General features: G+C 44.4%; 19 protein-coding genes, 1 riboswitch and 1 other annotated feature (1 of these 21 only partly in view). Of the genes, 1 reads left to right on the plus strand and 18 read right to left on the minus strand.

Annotated features, from left to right (window positions below; translation table 11 throughout):
* Positions 1-42: 42 nt before the first annotated feature.
* The 13 genes from HDC33_RS09225 to zapA form a co-directional block, all read right to left on the minus strand.
* Positions 43-1260 carry an aspartate kinase gene (locus tag HDC33_RS09225; RefSeq protein WP_179392152.1) on the minus strand — a complete coding sequence of 406 codons (1218 nt, stop codon included), beginning with the start codon at positions 1258-1260 and terminating at the stop codon, positions 43-45.
* Between the two features lie 91 nt (positions 1261-1351).
* Positions 1352-1531, minus strand: a riboswitch (Lysine riboswitch).
* 48 nt (positions 1532-1579) lie between these two features.
* Positions 1580-3373, minus strand: coding sequence for an excinuclease ABC subunit UvrC (gene uvrC, locus HDC33_RS09230; protein WP_179392153.1), 1794 nt, complete (start codon positions 3371-3373; stop codon positions 1580-1582).
* A gap of 189 nt (positions 3374-3562) precedes the next feature.
* Complete coding sequence (trxA, locus tag HDC33_RS09235) at positions 3563-3877, minus strand: thioredoxin (RefSeq protein ID WP_179392154.1); 315 nt, start codon at positions 3875-3877, stop codon at positions 3563-3565.
* 124 nt (positions 3878-4001) lie between these two features.
* Positions 4002-4976 (minus strand): electron transfer flavoprotein subunit alpha/FixB family protein, encoded by a 975-nt coding sequence (locus tag HDC33_RS09240; protein ID WP_179392155.1) that lies wholly within the window; start codon positions 4974-4976, stop codon positions 4002-4004.
* A 34-nt stretch (positions 4977-5010) separates the two neighbouring features.
* Positions 5011-5784, minus strand: coding sequence for an electron transfer flavoprotein subunit beta/FixA family protein (locus HDC33_RS09245; RefSeq protein WP_179392156.1), 774 nt, complete (start codon positions 5782-5784; stop codon positions 5011-5013).
* Positions 5785-5808: 24 nt separating this feature from the next.
* Positions 5809-6582, minus strand: a complete 774-nt coding sequence (locus HDC33_RS09250; RefSeq protein ID WP_179392157.1) for an enoyl-CoA hydratase — start codon at positions 6580-6582, stop codon at positions 5809-5811.
* A 16-nt stretch (positions 6583-6598) separates the two neighbouring features.
* The gene (locus tag HDC33_RS09255; protein ID WP_179392158.1) at positions 6599-7180 is read right to left on the minus strand and encodes a fatty acid metabolism transcriptional regulator FadR; all 582 of its coding nucleotides are present in this window, start codon (positions 7178-7180) and stop codon (positions 6599-6601) included.
* 88 nt (positions 7181-7268) lie between these two features.
* The gene (locus HDC33_RS09260) at positions 7269-8966 is read right to left on the minus strand and encodes an AMP-binding protein (protein ID WP_179392159.1); all 1698 of its coding nucleotides are present in this window, start codon (positions 8964-8966) and stop codon (positions 7269-7271) included.
* Between the two features lie 227 nt (positions 8967-9193).
* Entirely contained in the window at positions 9194-9607 is a 414-nt protein-coding gene (locus HDC33_RS09265) for a DUF350 domain-containing protein (protein WP_179392160.1), read from the minus strand.
* A gap of 163 nt (positions 9608-9770) precedes the next feature.
* A complete protein-coding gene (locus HDC33_RS09270) occupies positions 9771-12080 on the minus strand; it encodes an endonuclease MutS2 (RefSeq protein ID WP_370457462.1) in 2310 nt (769 codons plus the stop codon).
* A 64-nt stretch (positions 12081-12144) separates the two neighbouring features.
* Positions 12145-13851 (minus strand): DNA polymerase/3'-5' exonuclease PolX, encoded by a 1707-nt coding sequence (polX, locus tag HDC33_RS09275; protein WP_179392162.1) that lies wholly within the window; start codon positions 13849-13851, stop codon positions 12145-12147.
* Between the two features lie 52 nt (positions 13852-13903).
* The gene (locus HDC33_RS09280; protein WP_179392163.1) at positions 13904-14443 is read right to left on the minus strand and encodes a CvpA family protein; all 540 of its coding nucleotides are present in this window, start codon (positions 14441-14443) and stop codon (positions 13904-13906) included.
* A gap of 9 nt (positions 14444-14452) precedes the next feature.
* Positions 14453-14713 (minus strand): cell division protein ZapA, encoded by a 261-nt coding sequence (gene zapA / locus HDC33_RS09285; protein WP_179392164.1) that lies wholly within the window; start codon positions 14711-14713, stop codon positions 14453-14455.
* 90 nt (positions 14714-14803) lie between these two features.
* Between zapA and rnhC the strand changes: the two genes are divergently transcribed.
* The gene (gene rnhC, locus HDC33_RS09290) at positions 14804-15739 is read left to right on the plus strand and encodes a ribonuclease HIII (protein ID WP_179392165.1); all 936 of its coding nucleotides are present in this window, start codon (positions 14804-14806) and stop codon (positions 15737-15739) included.
* 50 nt (positions 15740-15789) lie between these two features.
* Here rnhC and HDC33_RS09295 read toward each other — a convergent pair whose 3' ends face one another.
* From HDC33_RS09295 to pheS, 5 genes are all read right to left on the minus strand, one after another.
* Positions 15790-16047 carry a hypothetical protein gene (locus tag HDC33_RS09295; RefSeq protein ID WP_179392166.1) on the minus strand — a complete coding sequence of 86 codons (258 nt, stop codon included), beginning with the start codon at positions 16045-16047 and terminating at the stop codon, positions 15790-15792.
* A 63-nt stretch (positions 16048-16110) separates the two neighbouring features.
* Positions 16111-16578, minus strand: a complete 468-nt coding sequence (locus HDC33_RS09300) for an Imm30 family immunity protein (RefSeq protein ID WP_179392167.1) — start codon at positions 16576-16578, stop codon at positions 16111-16113.
* 16 nt (positions 16579-16594) lie between these two features.
* Positions 16595-18229 (minus strand): ribonuclease YeeF family protein, encoded by a 1635-nt coding sequence (locus HDC33_RS09305; RefSeq protein WP_179392168.1) that lies wholly within the window; start codon positions 18227-18229, stop codon positions 16595-16597.
* A gap of 411 nt (positions 18230-18640) precedes the next feature.
* The gene (gene pheT / locus HDC33_RS09310) at positions 18641-21052 is read right to left on the minus strand and encodes a phenylalanine--tRNA ligase subunit beta (RefSeq protein WP_179392169.1); all 2412 of its coding nucleotides are present in this window, start codon (positions 21050-21052) and stop codon (positions 18641-18643) included.
* A gap of 12 nt (positions 21053-21064) precedes the next feature.
* On the minus strand, positions 21065-22102 hold the full coding sequence (gene pheS / locus HDC33_RS09315; RefSeq protein WP_179392170.1) for a phenylalanine--tRNA ligase subunit alpha: 1038 nt from the start codon (positions 22100-22102) through the stop codon (positions 21065-21067).
* 231 nt (positions 22103-22333) lie between these two features.
* Positions 22334-22538 (minus strand) — a binding site (T-box leader) (it continues 27 nt past the right edge of the window).

Consider the following 22538-nt stretch of genomic DNA (forward strand, 5'->3'; position numbering starts at 1 on the left):
AGATGCCCCCAAGAGTGGGTGCATCTTCTTTTCTATTTTGCTTCACTTTCCATCCAAACCGAATTGTTCATGGAGTGATGCAACTGCATTCTCCATGTCGGATTCTGGAATGACCACGGAGACTTTAATTTCGGATGTGCTCACCATTTTCACGGGAACGGATGCGTTTCTCAGCGTGTCGAACATTTGCGCGGCGACTCCTGGATTCGAGACCATTCCACTGCCTACTATTGAAACTTTCGCCAGTCCAACTTCGAAATCCGCCCGACTGTAACCGAGCACTTCTTTTTCCGTCTCCAAAACATTGATCGCTTCCGCGAAATCCTCTTTTTTAATAGAGAATGACACGGATGGCTGTACACCTTCCATGATTGTCTGGACAATGATGTCGACGTTCACATGATGCTTTGCAAGTGCAGTGAAAATATTCGCAAGTGATCCATTATAAGGTATGTCATACATAACTGTAATCCGAACAATTTCCCTTTCAAATGCGATTCCACGTACAATCAGATTGTTTTCCAAATCGATTTCCTCCTTGATAACCGTTCCATCCCCGTCGATATGAGCCGGTCTGACCCGAAGCGGCATTTGATGGTTTTTTGCAAATTCCACCGCTCTTGGATGAAGTACACCCGCGCCAAGATTAGCGATTTCCAGCATTTCATCATAGGATATCTCCTCAAGTTTCGTCGCTTGTGGAATTAATCTCGGGTCCGTCGTAAATACCCCTTCGACGTCCGTGTAAATATCACAGATTGCTGCATCAAGCGCAATCGCGATTGCGACTGCACTAGTATCGGAACCACCACGACCAAGTGTTGTCAACTCACCGTGATGATCAATACCTTGAAAACCCGTGATTACCGCAACTGCACCCGATTCAATCGTCGACACGATCTTGTCAGCATGCACGTGGTCGATGCGGGCATTGCCATGAACCGCTTCAGTCGTTACACCCGCTTGCCAACCTGTATATGAGCGGGCTTCCAATCCTTGCGAGGCGATAGCCATCGCTAGAAGAGATGCTGTCACTTGCTCTCCCGTCGAAAGCAACATATCGAGTTCACGACGATTTGCTTTCGGGTTGATTTCTGCAGCTAGTTTAACCAAATCATCTGTTGTTTTTCCCATTGCAGAGACGATGACAGCTACTTCGTTGCCGCGATTGACCTCATTTACTACGAGTTTTGCGGCGCGCGCGATTCGCTCAGGATTCGCAACTGATGTACCTCCGAATTTCATTACGATTCGTTCCATAATTTTCCCCTCCATTTTCCCCCTGAACGCAAAAACGGCCCTCAAAAATATGAGAGCCGGCCCGATTGGAGCCATCGCTAAAGAGACGCTCCGTTCAGATAGCTCTCCAGGTATCTTTATACCTGACAGGCTCCCACTTATTCAATGGAAACCCAGCAGGATAATCGTGACAGACGATTTATCCGCTTCGGCGAATACCCCTTTCAATCCCGTTCATCAGGCTGTCGCCTTCCCGTGATGTACTATTGGTATTCGCACCTCTATCTTCACTACATATAAAATTATAAGTGAAAAAATTCAGTGCGTTCACTTTACCACATTACTTTTTTTCTTGCAATGATTCCTTGCGAAAATAAGTTGCAACGGATTCTGCTACAGCCATCGGCAAGCCCGCCTCTTGTAACTGCTCAACAGATGCTTCTCGAATTTTTTTGACCGACTCGAAATGTTTCAACAATAACGTTTTCCGCTTTGGTCCGACGCCTGGCAATCCATCCAGCGCTGACGTTAACGAATTACTTTCGCGTCGCTGTCTATGGAACGTAATCGCAAATCGGTGAACTTCGTCTTGAATCCGCTGTAACAAATAAAATGCCTCACTCGTTTTTTTCAGCGGAATCATTTCAATCGGATTCCCATACAGGAGCTGCCCCGTCTGGTGTTTGTCGTCTTTTGCCAGTCCTGCAATCGGAATGGACAAGTTCAATTCATCCTCAATGATTTCCCGTGCCGCTTCCATATGCCCTTTACCACCGTCGATGACGATAAGATCGGGTAATGGCAAATTGTCTTTCAACACACGGATATAGCGTCTGCGTACGACTTCACGCATTGCAGCGTAATCGTCATGCGCGGCTGCATCCATTGTTTTATACTTCCTGTAATCTTTTCTGTTCGGTTTCCCGTCGACAAACGAAACCATTGCAGAGACCGCATCTGCACCATACGTATGCGAATTATCAAATGCTTCAATGCGCAATGGGATGGAGATGTTCATCGCTTCGCCGAGTTCTTCACAAGCACCGATCGTACGGGATTCCTGCCGTTCAAGCAGTTGGAATTTTTCTTTCAAAGAAATTTCAGCATTTTTGATAGCAAGGTTAACGAGATCTTTCTTTTTACCCCGTTGAGGTATGAACACGTTCACTTCTAGAAGCCGACGCACGATTTCACTGTCGACCCCTTGGGGTAAAAGAATTTCTTTCGGAATCAAGTGTTGGGATTTTCCGTAAAATTGTCCGATGAACGTCAACAGTTCTTCTTCCGGTTCTTGATAAATCGGGAAAAGTGACACATCCCGTTCTATCAGCTTCCCTTGCCGAACGAAAAAGATTTGGACGCACATCCAGCCATTGTCAACCGCGAATCCGAAAATATCACGGTCAGTAAAATCATTCATCGTAATCGTTTGTTTTTCCATCACGGCTTCAATATTAGCAATCTGATCCCGGTACTCTTTCGCACGTTCAAATTCCAAGTTTGCCGCGGCTGCGGACATCTTTACCGTCAATTCTTTTTTCACAGTCTTATAACCGCCGTTTAAAAAACGGCTGATGTCATCCACCATTTCCTTGTACGTCTCCCCGCCCACTTCATTGACACAAGGGGCAAGGCACTGACCGAGATGGTAATACAGACAGACTCGGTCAGGCATCGTCAGACATTTCCGGTATGGGTATAGCCGATCGAGCAGTTTTTTTGTTTCGCTTGCGGCATAAGCATGCGGATAGGGGCCAAAATATTTCCCTTTATCCTTTTTTACCTGCCTTGTAATGATCAGTTTCGGATGGCGCTCTGCCGTTAATTTCAAGTAAGGGTACGTCTTATCATCTTTTAGCATGATATTGTATTTTGGATCATATTGTTTGATGAGATTCAACTCAAGGATAAGTGCTTCAAGATCAGAAGACGTAACAATATATTCAAAGTCTATGATTTCCCCTACTAATCGCTGTGTTTTTCCATCATGGCTACCTGTAAAATAACTGCGAACCCGATTTTTCAACACTTTCGCTTTACCAACATAGATGATTGTCCCTTGTCTGTCCTTCATCAAATAACAACCCGGCAACTCTGGTAAAATAGCCAGTTTTTCTGCGATTAACTCATTCATATTAGATCACCTACCAAAAAACCGGGTGCCAATGAAGGGCCCCGGTTATTCTATCAAATACGCCTCGGCGTATTTGCGCCTAGATTTTGAATTGAGCTTGCTCAATTGACTCCTTTCAAAATCTAGGGCATCCGCCGGAGGCTTTTAATTCGGCAAAGGTTCAAACCTTTGCCGAATTAAATTGCTAAATTACGCGTGTTTTGAAATCAATTCTGCAAGTGCTTCTTTCGGTTTGAAACCGACAACTTTGTCAACAATCTCTCCGTTTTTGAAAAGAACCAATGTAGGGATTGACATGATGCCGTATTTACCAGCTGTTTCCTGGTTGTCATCTACGTCCACTTTTACGATACTTGCTTGCCCCTCGATTTCGCCATCAAGTTCTTCAAGAACTGGAGCGATCATTTTACAAGGTCCGCACCAAGGTGCCCAAAAGTCAACAAGGACTAATCCTTCTTTAATATTCTCATCAAAATTCTGGTCTGTCGCGTGAATAATAGCCATAATAAATTTCCTCCTCTTAATAAATAACCTATGTCTGTAGTATAGCACGCTCAAATATAGCGGGCTAAATATATGCTTGCCTAACGAAAGAAGCTCCCCACTAATAAGGGAGCTTCTAATCCAATCAGTTTGTTTTTATTTTTTTAATCTCTTCAATCATCATTGGAATGACATCGAAGAGATCACCAACGATTCCGTAGTCGGCCACTTTGAAAATATTCGCTTCTGAATCTTTATTGATGGCCACGATCACTTTTGAGTTGGACATGCCGGCCATATGTTGGATAGCACCGGAGATACCCGCGGCAATGTACAGATCCGGCGTTACGACTTTACCTGTTTGGCCGATTTGTAAAGAATAATCACAGTAATCCGCGTCACAAGCTCCGCGTGAAGCTCCGATTGCTCCGCCCAAGAGATTCGCTAGTTCCTGCAACGGCTCGAATCCTTCAGCACTTTTCACACCGCGACCGCCAGCAACAACGACTTTCGCTTCTGATAGATCGACGCCATCCGTTGATTTGCGGATAACTTCAGAAATGATTGTACGAAGATTAGTAACATCAACCGACACTGCGGCTACGTCACCTGTGCGGCTTGCATCATGAGATAATGGTGCAATGTTATTCGGACGGACGGTGATGAACAGTAGTCCTTCTTTGTTTTTCACTTTTTCAAATGCTTTACCTGAGAATATAGGACGGATGAACACCGCATCATCGCCTTCACCTTCAATGGTCGTTACATCAGAAATCAGACCGGATGCAAGTTTACTTGCAATCTTAGGCGACAAGTCTTTTCCGAGTGCCGTATGTCCAAAAACAACCGCTTCCGGCTGCTCTTTCTCGAAAACCGCCATGAACGCCTGGCTGAATCCGTCGGACGTATACAGTTTCAAATGTGGATGTTCCACAGTGATGACGCGGTCAGCTCCATAATGAATCATTTCTTCCGCCAGCGACTGAACAGCATCGCCGAGCAACACCCCAACAACTTCTCCGCCGCCGGAAATCTTTTTAGCAGCCGCAATCGCTTCGAATGAAACGTTGCGCAATGCTCCTTCTCGTGCTTCCCCAAGTACTATTACTTTTTTAGACATGAATAGTCCCTCCCCATTACAATTGAAAGTCAGATTAGATTACTTTAGCTTCAGTTTTAAGCAGATTCACAAGTTCTTTTACTTGATCAGGAATATCGCCTTCAAGGACGCGGCCAGCAGCTTTTTGCGGCGGCAAATAAATTTCTATTGTTTCCGTTTTTGCTTCTACGTCATCTTCTTCAAGGTCAAGATCATCAAGCTCAAGCTCCTCAAGAGGCTTTTTCTTCGCCTTCATGATGCCTGGAAGTGATGGATAACGTGGTTCGTTAAGTCCTTGTTGCGCTGTCACCAATAGCGGCAGAGACGTTTCGATCGTTTCGGAATCCCCTTCAACATCACGAATGATTTTGACGGACGTACCATCGATTTCAAGGTTCGTGATTGTCGTGACGTAATTGATGCCCAGAAGTTCGGCAACACGCGGACCGACTTGGCCGGAACCACCGTCAATCGCTACGTTTCCTGCAAGGATCAGATCAGCTTCTTTGTCTTTCAAGTACTCGGCGATGATTTTTGCAGATGTGAATTCATCCATCTCGTCAAGGTCATCTTCAGTATTGATAAGAACCGCTTTGTCCGCTCCCATTGCAAGTGCGGTGCGAAGTTGTTTTTCCGCGTCTTCTCCGCCAATTGTAATGACAGTCACTTCACCGTCATTTGCATCCCGTACTTGGATGGCTTCTTCAATCGCATATTCGTCATAAGGGTTGATGATGAACTCTGCACCATCTTCGGCGATTTTACCGTTTGTAATCGTAATCTTTTCCTCTGTATCAAATGTCCGCTTTACTAATACATAAATATTCATATTGTAAGCCCCCTCAACTTTTGGTTATTTCCCTTTGAATACCGGTACACGCTTTTCTAGAAATGCCTGAATTCCTTCATTTGCATCTTCTGAGACGAAAACTTCGCCGAACGAGTCAGCTTCCGCTTTCACGCCTTCATAATAAGAACTGGGCTTCGAATATTGCAGCATCCTCATTGCAGCTTTCACTGCGACAGGGCTTTTCTTGGCAATTTTTTTCGCAAGTTCCATTGTTTTAGGCAACAGTTCTTCGTCAGAATAGGCTTGGTTTGCGAGCCCTAACCGGACTGCTTCTTCTCCGCTGATTGGATCGCTCGTCAGTAACATCTCCGCCGCTTTCGGCATGCCGACATACCGTGGAAGACGCTGTGTTCCAGCAAATCCGGGAATAAGTCCCAATTGCAATTCCGGCAATCCAAGCTTCGCCTTTTCAGTTACGATACGCATGTGACAGGCCATCCCAAGTTCAAGTCCCCCACCGAGCGCCGCTCCATGAATGGCGGCAATTACCGGTTTTAAAAATTGTTCCAGCCTTTCAAATACTTCTTGTCCACTTGCCGAAAGTTTGGAAAACTCATCGCCCGAAGTGACAGAAGTAAATTCTTTGATATCCGCCCCGGCCGAGAAGAATTTACCTTCACCATGAAAAACGATGACCCGTACAGATTCGTCTCTCTCCACCTGATCAAGAAGTGCGTCCACTTCCAGTATAAGTGCACGTGAAAGCGCATTCGCAGGAGGTCTGTCAATTGTCGCAACAGCTACCCCGTCTTCAATGACTAATTTCAGAAACTCCATTTCATCCCATCCCTTTTTAAGCTTTCATGCCATTCATTATCAACCTATGTACTTCAGGTGATAGTTTCATTAAATCATATTTTTGATCATTCATCACCCATGAAGTGATTGTTTCGTCAATTGTTCCGAAGACCATTTGTCTAGCAAGTCTGATATCAAGGCTTGCATCGAGCGCGCCTCTTACAATTCCCTCTTTCAAAATGGCATCGAGAAGCATTAAATATTCTTTTAAAACGTCATTAATGCGAAGTCGCAGCTCTTTATTCGACTGTCTGAGCTCAAGTTGCGTGACAATCGCAAGGTGCCGGTCTTCATGGAGGATGCGGAAATGGCTGTCAATCATTCTAAACAGTTTTTCAGAAGTATCGATATCCTGTTCCAAGATGGCTACGACATTATTGACGAAGATCATCATTTTCTCCTTAAAAACAGATATGAGGATATCCTCTTTATTTTTGAAATAAAGATAGATTGTCCCGTCCGCCACGCCGGCTTCTTTCGCAATCTTGGACACTTGCGCCTGGTGGTATCCATTTTCAGCGATGACAATTACCGCTGCATCCACGATTTGTTTATATTTCGGTTTATCGCGTTTCACTACTAATCACCACCAAAAAGAAAATATGAATGATGATTCATTCATATTTTCATATTAGTAGTTAATTGTATTTAAGTCAAGCCTTAGCTTACAACGGAAGCAATTCCTTTTCGGCTTTCTTTTTCTCTTCATCAACTAACGCACGGCGCAATATCTTTCCAACTGCTGTTTTTGGCAGTTCCATACGGAATTCATAAAGTCGCGGTACTTTAAATGACGCCAGATTTTCCCGGCAATACGAATCTAATTCCTCTTCCGTTACAGTAGCACCCGGTTTCAGGACAATATACGCTTTGACGGTTTCCCCTCTGTATGCATCCGGAACACCTGCAACGACACATTCTTGTATTTCCTCATGCTCATAAAGGACCTCTTCAATTTCCCGCGGGTAAATATTAAAGCCGCTTGCTATGATTATATCTTTTTTTCTATCAACAACATAGAAGTAACCGTTGTCATCCATATATCCAAGATCTCCCGTCATGAACCAGCCGTCGCGGAAAGTCTGTTCCGTTTCTTCCGGTCTGTTCCAATAGCCTTTCATCACTTGAGGACCCTTGACTGCAATTTCACCGATTTCACCATTCTTCAGCGGCTCCGATGATTCAGGACCAAGTATACAAGAATCCGTATCCGGCCAAGGAACACCGACTGACCCTTTGATGCGTTCTTCCGACCACACAAAATTTGCATGGGTGACTGGAGATGTTTCCGTTAGACCATATCCTTCCACAAGTTTGCCTCCGGTGATTTCCTCGAACTTTTCTTGAATTTCAACAGGCAACGCCGCGGAACCGCTAATACACGCCTTGATAGAAGATAGGTCATATTTCGCGAGGTCTGGATGGTTTAAAAGACCGATATAAATGGTAGGTGCGCCCGGGAAAAGCGTCGGTTTCTGTTTATCGATTGATTTCAACGCCGTATCAAAATCGAATTTCGGTATGAGCACCATTTTATTCCCTTGCATGACCGAAAGAACCAGCACCGTTGTCATCCCATAAACATGGAAGAAAGGCAAAATACCCATGACCACTTCTTCACCCTTTTTGCACTTGTACAGCCATTCGTCACACATCTTGACATTAGAAATAAGATTGGCATGTGTCAACATGACCCCTTTCGGCGGTCCCGTTGTCCCCCCTGTATATTGCAGTAATGCAACATCTTCATCGTAATCGAATTCATAATCGATTGGATCAGGTTTTGCGATTTTCATGATTTCAGTAAAGAGATGATTCATCCCCCGGTGTTCGACTTTCACTTTAATACCATGTTCTTTTTTCTGGATGAATGGATAGATGAGATTTTTAGGGAATGGCAAGTAATCTTTTATGCCTGTAATGATGACATGCTCCAGCGCTGTATCTTTTACGACTTTCGAAATTCTTGGATACAGGATATCTAATGAAATAATTGCTTTTGCACCTGAATCTACCATTTGGTAGGCAACTTCACGCTCCGTATAAAGAGGATTCGTTTGAACGACGATTGCCCCCGTAAATAGGATTCCGTAGTAGGCGATTGCTCCTTGCGGACAGTTCGGCAGCATGATTGCGACTCGGTCCCCTTTACCAATACCGATTGAGGATAAATAGTTTGCGAACTTCAAAGCCGATTGATGAAATTCTTTATACGAAATATTTTTCCCCATAAAATGAATAGCGGTCTTGTCGGGATATTCCGCGCTGGATCTTGTCAGAAATTCCTGTAGAGGAATCCGTTCATAGTCGAGCGTCTTTGAAATATCGGCGGGATATAAATCCAACCAAGGTCTCATTGTCATATAAAAGCCCCCTTCTTTCTACTCATCTATTCTTTGAATATTCCTACTCTTAATTATAGAGGTAAATGAAACAGGTTACAAATAGAAATTTGAAAGTTCATAAAAAAGCCTTGACCGAAATGAAACGGTCAAGGTGTATTTGATGTCATCCAGTAAATACCTACTACAATAAACAGGATACAGATAACGAGTAATATTTTTGATAGTTTTTCCACTATTCACGTCTCCTATGAAATACTTGCCCCAATGACGAATGACAGTCCCACGGAAATCGTCAAAGATATGAAGCCGACGGAACGATTGTCCGATTCAATTTCTTTATCAATATTGAATTTAGGCGTTAAGAATTCAAACAATAAATAAGCGAAAATTAGTAGGATGAATCCATATAAACCCCAACCGATCATTTGTGGCAATGAATTATGCTGTTCAATCGAATATCGGAATATATTTGCAACACCGAAAATTTTTCCGCCTGTCGCAAGGGCAACGGCAATGTTCCCTTTTCGAATTTCTTCCCAGTTCTTATATTTCGTAACAAGTTCAAATAACACCATCGAAACGATAAGACAAAGGACGACTACACTGAAGTAGCCTGCTGTTTCTACCAATGGATGGCTCCAAAATCCAGTATTCTCCAATGTTTTCAACTCCTTTTACGTTCTATCCCTCCTTTACGGATTAGTACGTAAAAGGTTTCAAGAAGTAGACATTACTTTTAAGTTTTTTAAGAAGTCTGCCCCTGGCAAGGCGCCTACACCCGATTTATACAACATATTCAATACATCAACTTGCAAAACTGATTTATTTCAGTTCGACAACGGTGACGCCATGTCCGCCTTCTCCAGCTTCGCCGAACCTGTACGTTTTCACGCGGCTGTGGTTTTTCAAGTATTGCTGGATACCTGTCCTTAAAGCTCCCGTTCCTTTTCCGTGAATGATTGACACTTGGTGGTAATTCGATAGAAGTGCGTCATCCAGATATTTCTCCGTGCGGATAAGAGCGTCTTCATAGCGCTCACCACGTAGATCAAGTTCCAGTTTCACGAACGAATCTCTTCCTCTGACAGAAGCCGAGACATAAGGTTGTTTCTCTTTTTCAGGTTTTACAAATTCGAGCCCCGATTGGTCGAGCTTCATTTTCAATATACCGATTTGAACAATCCATTCATTGTCGGATACTTTATCAATAAGCGTCCCTTTTTGGCCGTAACTGAGCACTTTCACTTCATCACCTGTTTGAAGGGCTCTTGGGGCCGCCTTTGCTTTGACCGCTTTCTTCTTCGCTTCCGAAGGAGCTGCACCTTCGAGACGTTTTCGAGCTTCAATCAATTCATGCTCTTTAACATTGACGCCGGCATTTAGACGCATTGCACGCAAGTCTGAAATAACAGCTTCCGACTCCCGTCTTGCATCGTCGATAATTTTTTTCGCTTTCTCTTTCGCTTTTTCTTCCAGGCGGTCTTTCATATTGTCGAACTCGGACAGTTTTTCTTCCAGTTCACGTTTCAAACGATCTGTTTCCAGTAGGATTTCATGTGTTTCTTCTGCATCCTTTTCCGATTGGACACGGCTTGTCTCCAGTGACAGTATCATTGAATCCACTTCTCCGCGGTCGGTGCCTGTGAATTTTTTCGCACGATTAATAACACGTTCCTGCAATCCAAGACGCTTTGATATTTCGAACGCATTACTGCGTCCCGGAACGCCGATGAGCAAGCGGTATGTCGGACTTAGTGTATCAATATCAAATTCGACACTGGCGTTAGCGACGCCGGGCCGGTTATAACCATATGCTTTCAACTCCGGATAATGGGTTGTCGCCATCACCCTCGCTCCCCGACCGTGTACTTCATCCAGAATCGAGATGGCAAGGGCCGCCCCTTCCTGCGGATCTGTTCCCGAACCAAGCTCATCAAATATTATTAGGGAACGGTCATCGTATTTCTTTAAAATGTCGACAATATTCACCATATGTGACGAGAATGTACTAAGACTTTGCTCAATCGATTGCTCGTCCCCGATATCTGCATAGACTGAATCGAACACAGCAACTTCAGAACCATCGAGTGCCGGAATCGGAAGGCCTGCTTGCGCCATCAGTGTGCATAGGCCCACCGTTTTCAATGTGACAGTCTTCCCGCCAGTATTCGGTCCTGTAATAACGATTGTTGTGATATCTTTGCCGAATTCAATCGTATTCGCAACCGCCTCTTCAATTGATAACAGTGGATGCCGCGCTTTCGTCAAACGGATATATCCTTTGTTGTTCACTTCGGGTTTCGTGCATTTATTCGCTACTCCAAATTTCGCTTTTGCAAGGATAACATCAATTTCGGATAATATCGCGACCAGTATGAAGAGATCATGGGCGACCTCCTGCACTTTTGCTGACAGCTCAATGAGTATTTTCTCGATTTCTTCCTGTTCCTGCAGTTTCAATCTTCTGATCTCGTTATTTGCTTGGACGACCGCATCCGGCTCGATGAACAGTGTTTGACCGGAAGACGACATGTCATGAATGACACCGCGGTAATGCGAGCGATACTCCGACTTAACAGGTATTACATAGCGGTCGTTTCGGATTGTAACGATCGCGTCGGATAACATTTTCGCCGCATTTTTACCGCGAGTATAACTTTCCAACTTCTCCCGCACGCGGCCTTCCTGAATGCGGAGCCCCTGCCGAATTGTGCGAAGCGCCCCCGATGCACTGTCAACAACATGCCCATTGTCATCAATGGATGCATTGATCTCATGTTCCAGTCCTGTCAATACGGGAATGGCATCCTTTTTCGCTATGAAGTGGGGTATTTCAATATCTTCATCTGCCACTATCGCTTCTATGAATTGTCGCAGAACACGACTTGCCCGGATTGTGTTAGCCGTTTCCATCAATTCATATGCACTCAGCATGCCGCCCATTTGCGCACGTTTGGCGTGGGGTCTGATATCACTAATCCCCCCCATCGGCACATTTCCGCGGACACGAAGTATCGATAATCCTTCGTCCGTTTCCTCAAGTAATTTTACAACTTCATCAAAATCGCTGACAGGTACTAATTTTTCCATATAGGAACGACCGGCAACTGAGGTGCAATGGGTTGCTGCCATATCCCGGATTTTATCGAACTCAAGTGTTTTTAAGACACGTTTTTCCAATGTCTTACACTTCCTCTCACTTCCGCACTATATCGCGGATAAATTTATCAAGCGGCCACGTATTGACGACCGTCTCTTTTTTGAGCCAAGCTTTCTTGGCATAGTTTACACCTATATTCATATATCTTAGTTGATCAATTGCGTGTGCGTCTGTATTGATGGCAATCTTGACTCCTGCTTCCTGCGCCATGATAAGGTGGTCCATCGCAAGATCAAGACGATATGGACTTGCATTCAACTCGAGTATTTTATCATACTTTTTCGCCCACTGAATGAGTTGAGGTACATCGGGATCATATCCTTCCCGTTGACCGATGATACGACCAGTCGGGTGTGCAATCATATCGACATGAGGATTTTTAATCGCTGCATGAAGCCGTTCCATAATCACTTCCTGCGATTGGCTAAAGTTGGAATGAATGGACGCGATAACAAAATCAAGTTCACTGAGAAGGTCATCATCAAAATCAAGCGTTGCATCGGGAAGAATGTCCATTTCAGTTCCACAAAAGATTTCAATGTCATCGTATTCTTTATTTAACAATCGAATTTCCGCTATTTGTTCGCGCAGACGTTGCGCCGTGAGACCGTTTGCAACTTTCAAGTATTGCGTATGATCTGTGATGACCATATAGGTATAGCCTTTAGCGCGGCACGCCTCAACCATTTCACGGATCGAGTACCCACCGTCCGACCATGTCGTATGCATATGGAGGTCTGAACGGATATCCTCTATTGCCACCAAACCGGCAAGTTCATCGACACGATCGATTTCTGTGCCATTTCTGCGGACCGCGGGAGGAATGAACGGCAATCCAAAGCGGGCAAAGAACTGTTCTTCCGAATCGAATGTCTTGATAGAACCGTCCTCATTCTCCACTCCGTATTCACTTATCTTCATGCCGTTAGATTTCGCTAATTGACGCATCCGGACATTATGGTCTTTCGAACCAGTGAAATGATGGATGGCACTTGCAAACTGTTCCGCTTTCACGAAACGGAAATCGGCATCAATCGCTTCTTCCAAGTCGAGTGTCACAGATAGTTTTGAATCCCCTGCCGCAATCGTGGATAGAAGCGGCAATGCGGCAAGCAGTTTTTCCCGTACGGTTGTTGGTTCGTCCGTCACTATAATGAAGTCCACATCACTGCTTTCTTCTTCCGTCCGGCGGTAACTTCCGGCGACAGAAAAATGGTTGATTTCTGGAATCAACCGAAGTTCCTGTTCAACGAACGTGACCACTTTTTCCATTTGCCAAATCGGGAACTTTCCTTGCCTAGTTCCCAGAATTTCAATTTCTTTTAAAAAATTCTCCTCGGTCTTCTTGCCGAAACCAGGAACTTTGCTGACCTCCCCGGCAACGCATGCTGCATGTAGCGACTCGATTGAATCGATAGCGATCGCTTCACGCAGTTTGGCGATTTTTTTGCCGCCGAGTCCCGGAATTTTCAACATAGGGATAAGTCCTTTTGGCACCGCCTCTTCCATTTCTTTCAGAAGTTCAGATTCGCCCTTTTCCAACAAATCGGTGATGACAGCACCTGTCCCTTTACCGATCCCTTTCAGCTTTAAAATATCATCCATTTCGGATAAGCTGCGCGGATCCAGCTCAAGTACGTTGGCCGCTTTTCTGAAAGCGGATACTTTGAAATGGTTCTCCCCTAGCAATTCCATATATAATGCAATTTTTTCAAACGTGCGGATAATCGTTTTTTTATTCAATGAAAGCTCTTCCTTTCTAGAAAAAAGCTTCCCTCCAGAAAGGGGGAAGCCGTTAATTTGTATAGATATACCACCATTTTTTCACAGTTTCGGATAACAGCGGCGTATGTTCGAACATTGATTTTGCAAGCAGTGAATTACTTATCTGATCTTGGACAAAATCTATCGGCAACATGGCCAGCAAATAGAGGATCAGGAACATAAGTATATAAAACTCGATAAATCCGAAAACAGCTCCCGTAATACGGGCCAAAAAACCAAGGACGGGTAAATACGTCAGGAAATCAAACATGGACGCAATGAGCTGAAAGACGAATTTGACGACGAGAAATATCAAAACGAATGCCAGTAAGCGGTAGAACGTCTCGTCAAGATCAAGCTTGTCGACCGACATAGATAATTTTGATCCGGCCGTAACACCTGGATAGGGAATCCAAAGGACAAATTTTTCTGCAAGTTGCTTGTAGTATGAATAAGCGACAGCTAGTGCGATGATGAATCCTGTCATATGTATAATTTGTACGATTAGTCCCCGTCTGAATCCAGTGACAAGCCCCCCGAACAGGAGGATAATAATTAGTAAGTCAAGCATGTAATACCGTCAACCCTTCAACTTATTCAATTCTATTTCCATTTGTTCAACTTGCGCTTTTAATTTAAGATTATCATGTACACTATTAACGGCGGTTAACACAGCGATCTTCGTACTGTCTAGGTAGGGATTATGGGCACTGATTTCCCTCATCCGTTCATCAACCAGCGAAGCGACCAGCCGCATATGAGTGCTTGTCTCGGTACCGACCATTTTATAGGTCTGACCGTATATGTCAACCGCTATGCGCGTCTTCTGTTCGTCTGCCAATGCTACAACCTCCTACGTAAAAACTCTGTTACCAATCATACCACGAAACTGTTTTAGTTGTGAAATAAGTCGACGAAAGGAAGTTATAAATTGAGTAATCAAGTAATTATTGTAAATGATCAAGTTATGAAAAGAGTGATAAGTCATTATACGTCTTCTAAAATCGTACGTAATGCCCCAGGAGTCGTTTTTGCCGCAAAGCTACCGGATACATCCATTACCGCCTACAAATCTGGTAAAGTGCTGTTCCAAGGCGCAGGATCCGAACGGGAGGCAGCGCGCTGGGGTAAAGCTGAAGGTAAGGCAGGCTCAGCTGCAGTGAAAAAAAAAGGCGATTCGCTGCCTGATCGCCTAGCTGAACTATCAGTACTCGGATCCGATGAAACTGGAACGGGTGATTTCTTCGGACCTGTCACGGTTGCTGCTTGTTTCGTCCGTGCCGATCAGGTCGAACTAGTGCGCGAACTCGGAGTAAAAGATTCAAAAATGCTGACGGATGACCTTATGCGGAAAATCGCCCCTGATTTGCGGGAAGCGCTTATTCATAGTGTATTGACGCTTGAAAACGCGAAATATAATGAAGTGCAAGCGAGCGGTTGGTCTCAAGGGAAGATTAAAGCCTTACTTCATAATCAGGCACTTAAGCATGTCCTTCGAAAAATGGATGGCGAGAGACCCGATTATATTTTGATTGACCAATTTGCGGAACGTGGCATCTATTATAATCATATTAAAGCGGAGCCTGAAATTGTACGGGAGAATGTGCTGTTTTCGACGAAAGCGGAAGGCCTTCATATGTCGGTTGCAGCTGCTTCAATTATTGCGCGCGTTGCGTTTTTAGAAGAAATGGACCGGTTGAGTGGTATTGCAGGAATGACACTTCCAAAAGGCGCTGGGCCGAAAGTGGATGAGGTGGCTGCCAAGATTTTATTGAAAAGCGGCGAAGTCACGTTGAAATCGTTGACGAAGTGGCATTTTGCAAATGCAGGGAAAGCGAAGGCGCTGGCGGCTAGGAAAAGACGGTGAGTTGTGGTGTGTAATCACAACTTTTGAATTCCAATCACGATATCGGTTTTCTAATTCCAACTTTGCATATTCCTAGCAGGTTGAATGAAAGTAAAAGCTGCAGCTTCCAATCTCTGGTTTGCTGTCGCATCCGCATAGAAATCAAACGCTGCCACTGCGTACGGAGCGAAGCCGTCCGGGGTTCCTGAACCATTTCCGCCTACGACTTTCCTCATGCCCTCGAATGTGAACGCATAATCACCCGTATTCGGGTCAATTGGATAGTCGTTTTTTTGATTTCCTACGGGAGGTTGTTTTGTAATCGTCAAATATTCGGTACTCCACCCCATTTAAAAACCTTGAAGGGCATGTTGCCAATCAAGGTTTTTTAATCACTTTAAGTAATCTATTATTGAATTCACACTTTCCTCAAAACGACTTGGGTTTTTTTCTATAATACTAGTTAATTGGGAAACAATATAGTCCTGAACATCATTGTTCAATGTGGGTATAATTTTTTTATAAATATTTCTGGATGGTTCATGATTTAATATCCTCTTGTGAAGTATCTTTAACCATTCCTGAGCATGAGGAAGCATTTTAGGTATAGAATTTGCTAATATCTTCAATGATGCTTCAGAACCAACAATGTTATCATACGACTCAATTGCATGAATTAGCCCAAACATAACTTCATCGTTTTCAGTTAAGTCATCAAACCCTTGACACAATATTTCTATATGATTAAAATCTTCCATCTTTAATATATTTTCAATAGATTGCTCAAATTTTTCTACTTCATTCTCATCTCTTAATAAACGATTATTCTTTAATTCAGTAAGTTCGACTGAAATGTCCAATTACGCCTACCTCCTATTATCTTTCAATCATATCTGGATACTTTTTTTTATTTAATTTTATTACTTCCAATAAACCTAAACGTATCTCAGGAGTATAAAGCCCTTCTTTTTTATAAATATTTCTTGCATCCATAATATCACGTGCTAAAGCATCACGTATTTGAAGGTTGAGATAATCTTCTAATCTCTTACCAGTCATTCCATATGTTTCAGTTTGACGGTGTCTACCTCCTTTTCCTGGATGAGGATGTTCCATATTCATACTTACTCCATCATTTTTATTAACTCCTGCATTTATTTGCATATATTTTGCAGAAGGCATATGATGTGGTGTAATGTTATCTCCACGTGTTCCAGCATCTATTAATTCTTCATATGTTCCAACTTTTCCTTCTCCCGGTAATAGAGGTTTATCAATATCTATAACCTTACCAACATCCTTAGCCTTAGAAGCATCATGTACCATACCCAGTCCCTTGGCAGGTTTTATGAATGTAAAAGCTGCAGCTTCCAATCTCTGGTTTGCTGTCGCATCCACACTAAGCATGGTACCAATATCTTCCGTATAGAAATCAAACGCTGCCACTGCGTACGGAGCGAAGCCGTCCGGGGTTCCTGAACCATTTCCGCCTACGACTTTCCTCACGCCCTCAAATGTGAACGCATAATCGCCCGTATCCGGGTCAATTGGATAGTAGTTTTTTTGATTTCCTACGGGAGGTTGTTTTGCCAACGCCGCAAAGAGCACTTTTAATTGTTCATCTTCGGAGGTACTTTTTTCACTCAACCTATCAATCGGACTTGCCTGTGTCGACATACCTGGAAGAGATAAAATACTAGGCCCATAAAGACTACCCGTCCCATTAATAATTCCATAGCCAAATCGAATTGTATTTCCACCGGCTAATAGCGTCCCTAACGTCGTTGTCGGTTGACCATCTACGCCCGTCATGACAGGAAGACCGGCCTTTGCAGTTGAACGAAGTGCCAAATCTGTCTTCAGCTTGTTTTTTGAAGAGATGGCTGTCCAATGACTGGCTGGGAAATGGATGTCAGTTAGCCCATCTGTGAACAATCCTTCGATATCCGCAATCCATGATTCCATCGTCATGAGATCATGCTCAATCGGCATCAATGCGGTCGTCTGGGTTGCATCAAATTCATGCAGTTTCGTGATGGTATCGTCTCGCTTAATTTTAGCATTGCGGACACCATACTGCACTTCGCTATCATCGAGATGCGGGAGGGCGACGATGTCAGCAACTTGACTCATGAAACTGTTTGCTTCACTCGTTAAACTTTCCGTTAGTTGCACAATGTTCCGCAACCCATGTTCGATTTCTCCTTCCAGGAAACGCTCATGGATAATACCTGACGGATCTGATTCGAGTGCATCAAGGGCACCCTCCATCCGTTTTAAGACATTAGAAAAGATGGTCTGAAATGTCGTGAAAAATTGAAGGAACGGCAAATGACAGTCTGCGTAAAACGCGCGGATTGCATTTCCTCCTTCACCTTTCAGTGAATCTTCCAGCGTAACGAGTCCTTCGACCGATCTATGGATTGATTCCATTTCGTTTCCAAGACGATTAAGCATCGCGATGTTTTGACGGAGTCCATACAGGAATGGGAGGACGTCGAGTAGTTTCATATGTATCGCCTCATCAGTTGCCCGAAAACGATAACGTTCGACTGCTTCCAATATTTTTTATTACACAATAATTTCCTGTTGATAAACATTTCGCTCCCCTCTTTTAAATTTGTAAAAGTTTAAATACTCTCTCATAGTTATGTACGAAGTTTACTGGAGAAGGTTTCCTTATAACTCTGAAATGATACAGAAGGAGCGTACAAATTTAATGAAATCAGGACTAAAGACCAGAAATAAGCTAAGCACTTCATAAGGAATCTCATAGATTTGACTAACCCGATTTATTAATATGCGTGTTTACTTTCGGAAGGGTAATTAAAACTTTCGGGCTTTAATTGTACCCAACAAAATATCGTTCCAGCAAAAAAAGCGGTACACAGAATAGAAATTCTGTGTACCGCTTACGTTTATTTATCCGCGAAGCAAAGCTCCTGCTTCAGTTGTTAACGCGTTCAACACTTTGTCGTGCGCTTTGACGACTTCTTCGTCCGTCAATGTGCGCTCGGAATCTGAATATGTCAGCGAAAATGCAAGAGACTTCTTGCCATCCTCAACATTATCCCCTTCGTACAAGTCGAACAATCTGATGTCTTTCAACAATTTTCCGCCAGCACTTTGAATAACATTTTCTAGCGTACCTGCTGATGTATCGCTCGAAACGACTAGCGCGATGTCCCTTGAACTCGATGGGAAACGTGGAACCGGAACGTATAGCAACTCATCCGTTTCGATGGAAAGGATTTTAGCAAGGTTCATTTCCATGACATATGTGTTTTTCAAATCACGTTTTTTCTGTTCCGTCGGATGGATTTGACCGATCAAACCAATCCGCTCGCCGTTAAAGAAAATATTCGCCGTGCGACCGGGGTGCATCCCGTCAAGAACAGCTTGTTCAAATGAGAGACCTTCAACTAGTCCAAGGCTGTCCATCAATCCTTCGACAATCCCTTTCAGGACGAAGAAGTCAACCGTTTTTGTTTCGGCTTGCCAAGCGTGGTCTACCCATTTCCCTGTAATGACAGCTGCCACATGTTCCACTTCCTGCGGCAGGCCATCTTCCCCTTCTCCGAGGAAAACCGATCCCGTTTCGTATAGTGCCACCGAATCCATTCGGCGCGCAACGTTGTATGTTGCGGCCTCTAGGAGATGTGGGATTAGACTTTGACGTAGGATGCTGCGATCTTCACTCATCGGCATCAGAAGTTCTGTGACAGGCGCTGTTTCAAGTGCATAGCTTTGTGCCTGTTCCTTAGATGTCAATGAATACGTCAGTGCTTGATAGAGCCCTGCACCTTCCAGGAAAGCCCTGACTGTACGACGTTTCGCCTGATATGGCGTCAAGCCGCCCGGTGTCGATTCCGTCACAGGAAGCGTCATCGGAATCAAGTCATAGCCGTACATCCGAACAATTTCTTCGATAATATCTTCTTCAATACGCAGATCCTGTCTGCGAGTCGGCGCATCGATAAGTAGTTTGCCGTTCACCGCTTCTGTCGGGATTTGCAGTCTATCCAAAATCGCCAGCATTTCTTCCAGAGGTATTTTCATACCTAAACGGTTGTTAATATAATCCGGGGAAACAACAATTCGTACAGGCGTTTTTTCGAGTTCATCGACAATGACGGACCCTGCTAGCACTTCGCCGCCCGCGATGTCGGTCAGAAGTTGTGCGGCACGTTCTGCTGCAGCTTCGACCCGATTCGGATCGACTCCTTTTTCAAAGCGCGTACTTGCATCACTGCGAAGCCCAAGCTCTCTCGACGTGCGGCGAACAGATCCCGGTGCAAAGTAAGCCGACTCGATGACAACAGTCGTCGTACCGTCATGCACTTCAGTATTTAGTCCGCCCATTACGCCGGCGATTGCCACCGGTTCCTTGCCATTTGTAATGACAAGTTGATGCGCTTCAAGCGTCCGGTCAGTATCATCCAATGTCGTGATTTTCTCGCCTTGTTCCGCAAGACGGACAGCGATTTCTCCTGTTCCAAGACGATCGTAGTCAAATGCATGAAGCGGCTGGCCGTATTCCATCAGCACAAAGTTCGTAATATCGACAACGTTATTATGCGGACGTACGCCTGCAGCCATCAAACGATTTTGCAGCCATAACGGAGACTCTTCAACTTTGACGTTTTTCACAACTTTCGCGACGTACATCGGATTGTCTTCTTTTGCTTCAATGCGCAATTTCAACACATCTTCCGCTTTTTCATTAGAAGATGTGTAGTTAATTTCAGGTAGCTGAATTCCTTGTGATAAAATCGCGCCAACTTCATAGGCAACACCAATCATGCTAAGTGCGTCCGAGCGATTTGGCGTCAAATCGAATTCAAGCACTTGATCATCAAGACCAAGCAGGGGAAGTGCTGATTCGCCAGGTACGGCCGATTCAGGGAGTACGTAAATACCTTCCGCATAGGCTTTCGGTACAAGCTTCCCTTCAATTGCAAGTTCTTGAAGCGAACAAATCATCCCGTTCGATTCCTCACCGCGCAGTTTCGCTTTTTTAATTTTCATGCCACCCGGCAGTACAGCGCCCGGGCGTGCAACAATCACTTTTTGTCCTTCTGCAACGTTCGGTGCACCACAAATGATTTGTGTTGTTTCTTCCCCAACATCCACTTGACAGATGCGCAATTTGTCCGCTTCCGGATGCTTCACACATTCCTTCACATATCCAACGACAACGTTCGTCATGCCGTGAGAACGGTCGATGATGGAATCGACTTCAATGCCCGAGCGAGTAATTTTTTCCGCAAGAGCAGCTTCCGCAATTCCCTCTATATTTACGTATTCACTTAACCATTTTGTAGATACTAACATATCAATTCCTCCTTATACTTCCGTACGGTGGAATTGCGATACGAAACGCACGTCATTCGTATAGAAATGACGGATATCTTCCACACCATATTTCAACATTGCAATTCTCTCAGGTCCCATACCGAAAGCGAAACCTGATACGACAGCCGGATCATAACCAGCCATTTTCAGTACGTTAGGGTGTACCATTCCAGCACCCAAAATTTCGATCCAGCCCGTTTTCTTACAAACGTTACAGCCGTCTCCGCCGCATTTGAAGCATGAAATATCCATTTCAACGGATGGTTCCGTGAATGGGAAGAAGCTTGGACGCAGACGAATTTCACGCTCATCGCCAAACATTTTCTTCGCGAATAAAGAAAGGGTCCCTTTCAAGTCGCTCATTCGGATATCTTCACCGATAACAAGTCCTTCGATTTGTGTGAACTGGTGTGAATGTGTCGCATCATCACTGTCACGTCGGTACACTTTACCGGGGCAGATGATTTTAATTGGCGCGCCGCCTTTTGCTTCCATCGTGCGAGCCTGCACAGGTGACGTATGTGTACGAAGAAGAATATCTTCGGATATGTAGAACGAGTCTTGCATATCGCGTGCTGGGTGCCCTTTTGGCAAGTTCAGCGCCTCAAAATTGTAATAATCTTTCTCAACTTCGGGACCTTCGGCGATTTCATAGCCCATGCTAATGAAGAAGTCTTCGATTTCCTCGACAACACGTGTTAGCGGATGGTGATTCCCTGTTCGTGCTGGACGTCCAGGCAATGTCACATCAATTGATTCTTTTTCAAGCTGTTCATTGATTGCTAATTCCTCAAGAGCCGACATACGATTCTCCAAAACCTCTGTTACCGTTTCACGGATGACATTGACGAGTGCCCCCATCTTAGGTCGTTCCTCAGCAGGGAGTTTCCCCATGCCTTTCAGTAGATCCGTGATTGGTCCCTTTTTCCCTAAATACGCAACACGGACTTCGTTTAACGCTTTAACATCTGAAGCTGCTTCAATCTTTGCAAGCGCCTCATCTTTCAACAGTTCTAATTGTGCTTCCATTGCGATTCTCCCTTTCCTAAATCAAATGCGCCTTGACTTATTTCCGCCCAGATTTTGAATTGAGCTTGAGGCCTACAGAATGTAGGTCATGCAGTCGTTGCGACAGGACGTCGCGAACTTAGACTGCCTTCCTTGAATCCTTTCAAAATCTGTGGCATCCGCCGGAGGCTTTAATTTTATTCAGTGGGTTTTGAAAACCCACTGAATAAAATTAAAAAACCCCGCCCCTATAAAAGGGACGAGGACGATTTCGCGGTACCACCCTGATTTATCACGCCCGAAAGCATGATCACTCAAATCGGAATAACGGTCCGGCACCGGCACGCCTTTACAGCTTGCGCTGGTCCCGGCGGCAGCTCACGGGGTGAACTTCGACAATCATTTACCCATCTGCGCTTTCAGTCAAGGCGCGGACTCCCTTTCGGCTCATGTGTTG

It is taken from the genome of Sporosarcina sp. JAI121, assembly GCF_013408665.1.
Taxonomy (GTDB): Bacteria; Bacillota; Bacilli; order Bacillales_A; family Planococcaceae; genus Sporosarcina.

Coding starts and splice junctions, on each gene's coding strand:
- pheS (WP_179392170.1), bottom strand. CDS start 22,102: ATGGAAGCACAATTAGAACTGTTGAAAGATGAGGCGCTTGCAAAGATT.
- pheT (WP_179392169.1), bottom strand. CDS start 21,052: ATGTTAGTATCTACAAAATGGTTAAGTGAATACGTAAATATAGAGGGA.
- HDC33_RS09305 (WP_179392168.1), bottom strand. CDS start 18,229: ATGAAACTACTCGACGTCCTCCCATTCCTGTATGGACTCCGTCAAAAC.
- trxA (WP_179392154.1), bottom strand. CDS start 3,877: ATGGCTATTATTCACGCGACAGACCAGAATTTTGATGAGAATATTAAA.
- HDC33_RS09245 (WP_179392156.1), bottom strand. CDS start 5,784: ATGAATATTTATGTATTAGTAAAGCGGACATTTGATACAGAGGAAAAG.
- uvrC (WP_179392153.1), bottom strand. CDS start 3,373: ATGAATGAGTTAATCGCAGAAAAACTGGCTATTTTACCAGAGTTGCCG.
- HDC33_RS09250 (WP_179392157.1), bottom strand. CDS start 6,582: ATGGAGTTTCTGAAATTAGTCATTGAAGACGGGGTAGCTGTTGCGACA.
- HDC33_RS09280 (WP_179392163.1), bottom strand. CDS start 14,443: ATGCTTGACTTACTAATTATTATCCTCCTGTTCGGGGGGCTTGTCACT.
- HDC33_RS09260 (WP_179392159.1), bottom strand. CDS start 8,966: ATGACAATGAGACCTTGGTTGGATTTATATCCCGCCGATATTTCAAAG.
- HDC33_RS09240 (WP_179392155.1), bottom strand. CDS start 4,976: ATGTCTAAAAAAGTAATAGTACTTGGGGAAGCACGAGAAGGAGCATTG.
- HDC33_RS09225 (WP_179392152.1), bottom strand. CDS start 1,260: ATGGAACGAATCGTAATGAAATTCGGAGGTACATCAGTTGCGAATCCT.
- HDC33_RS09270 (WP_370457462.1), bottom strand. CDS start 12,080: ATGGCAGCAACCCATTGCACCTCAGTTGCCGGTCGTTCCTATATGGAA.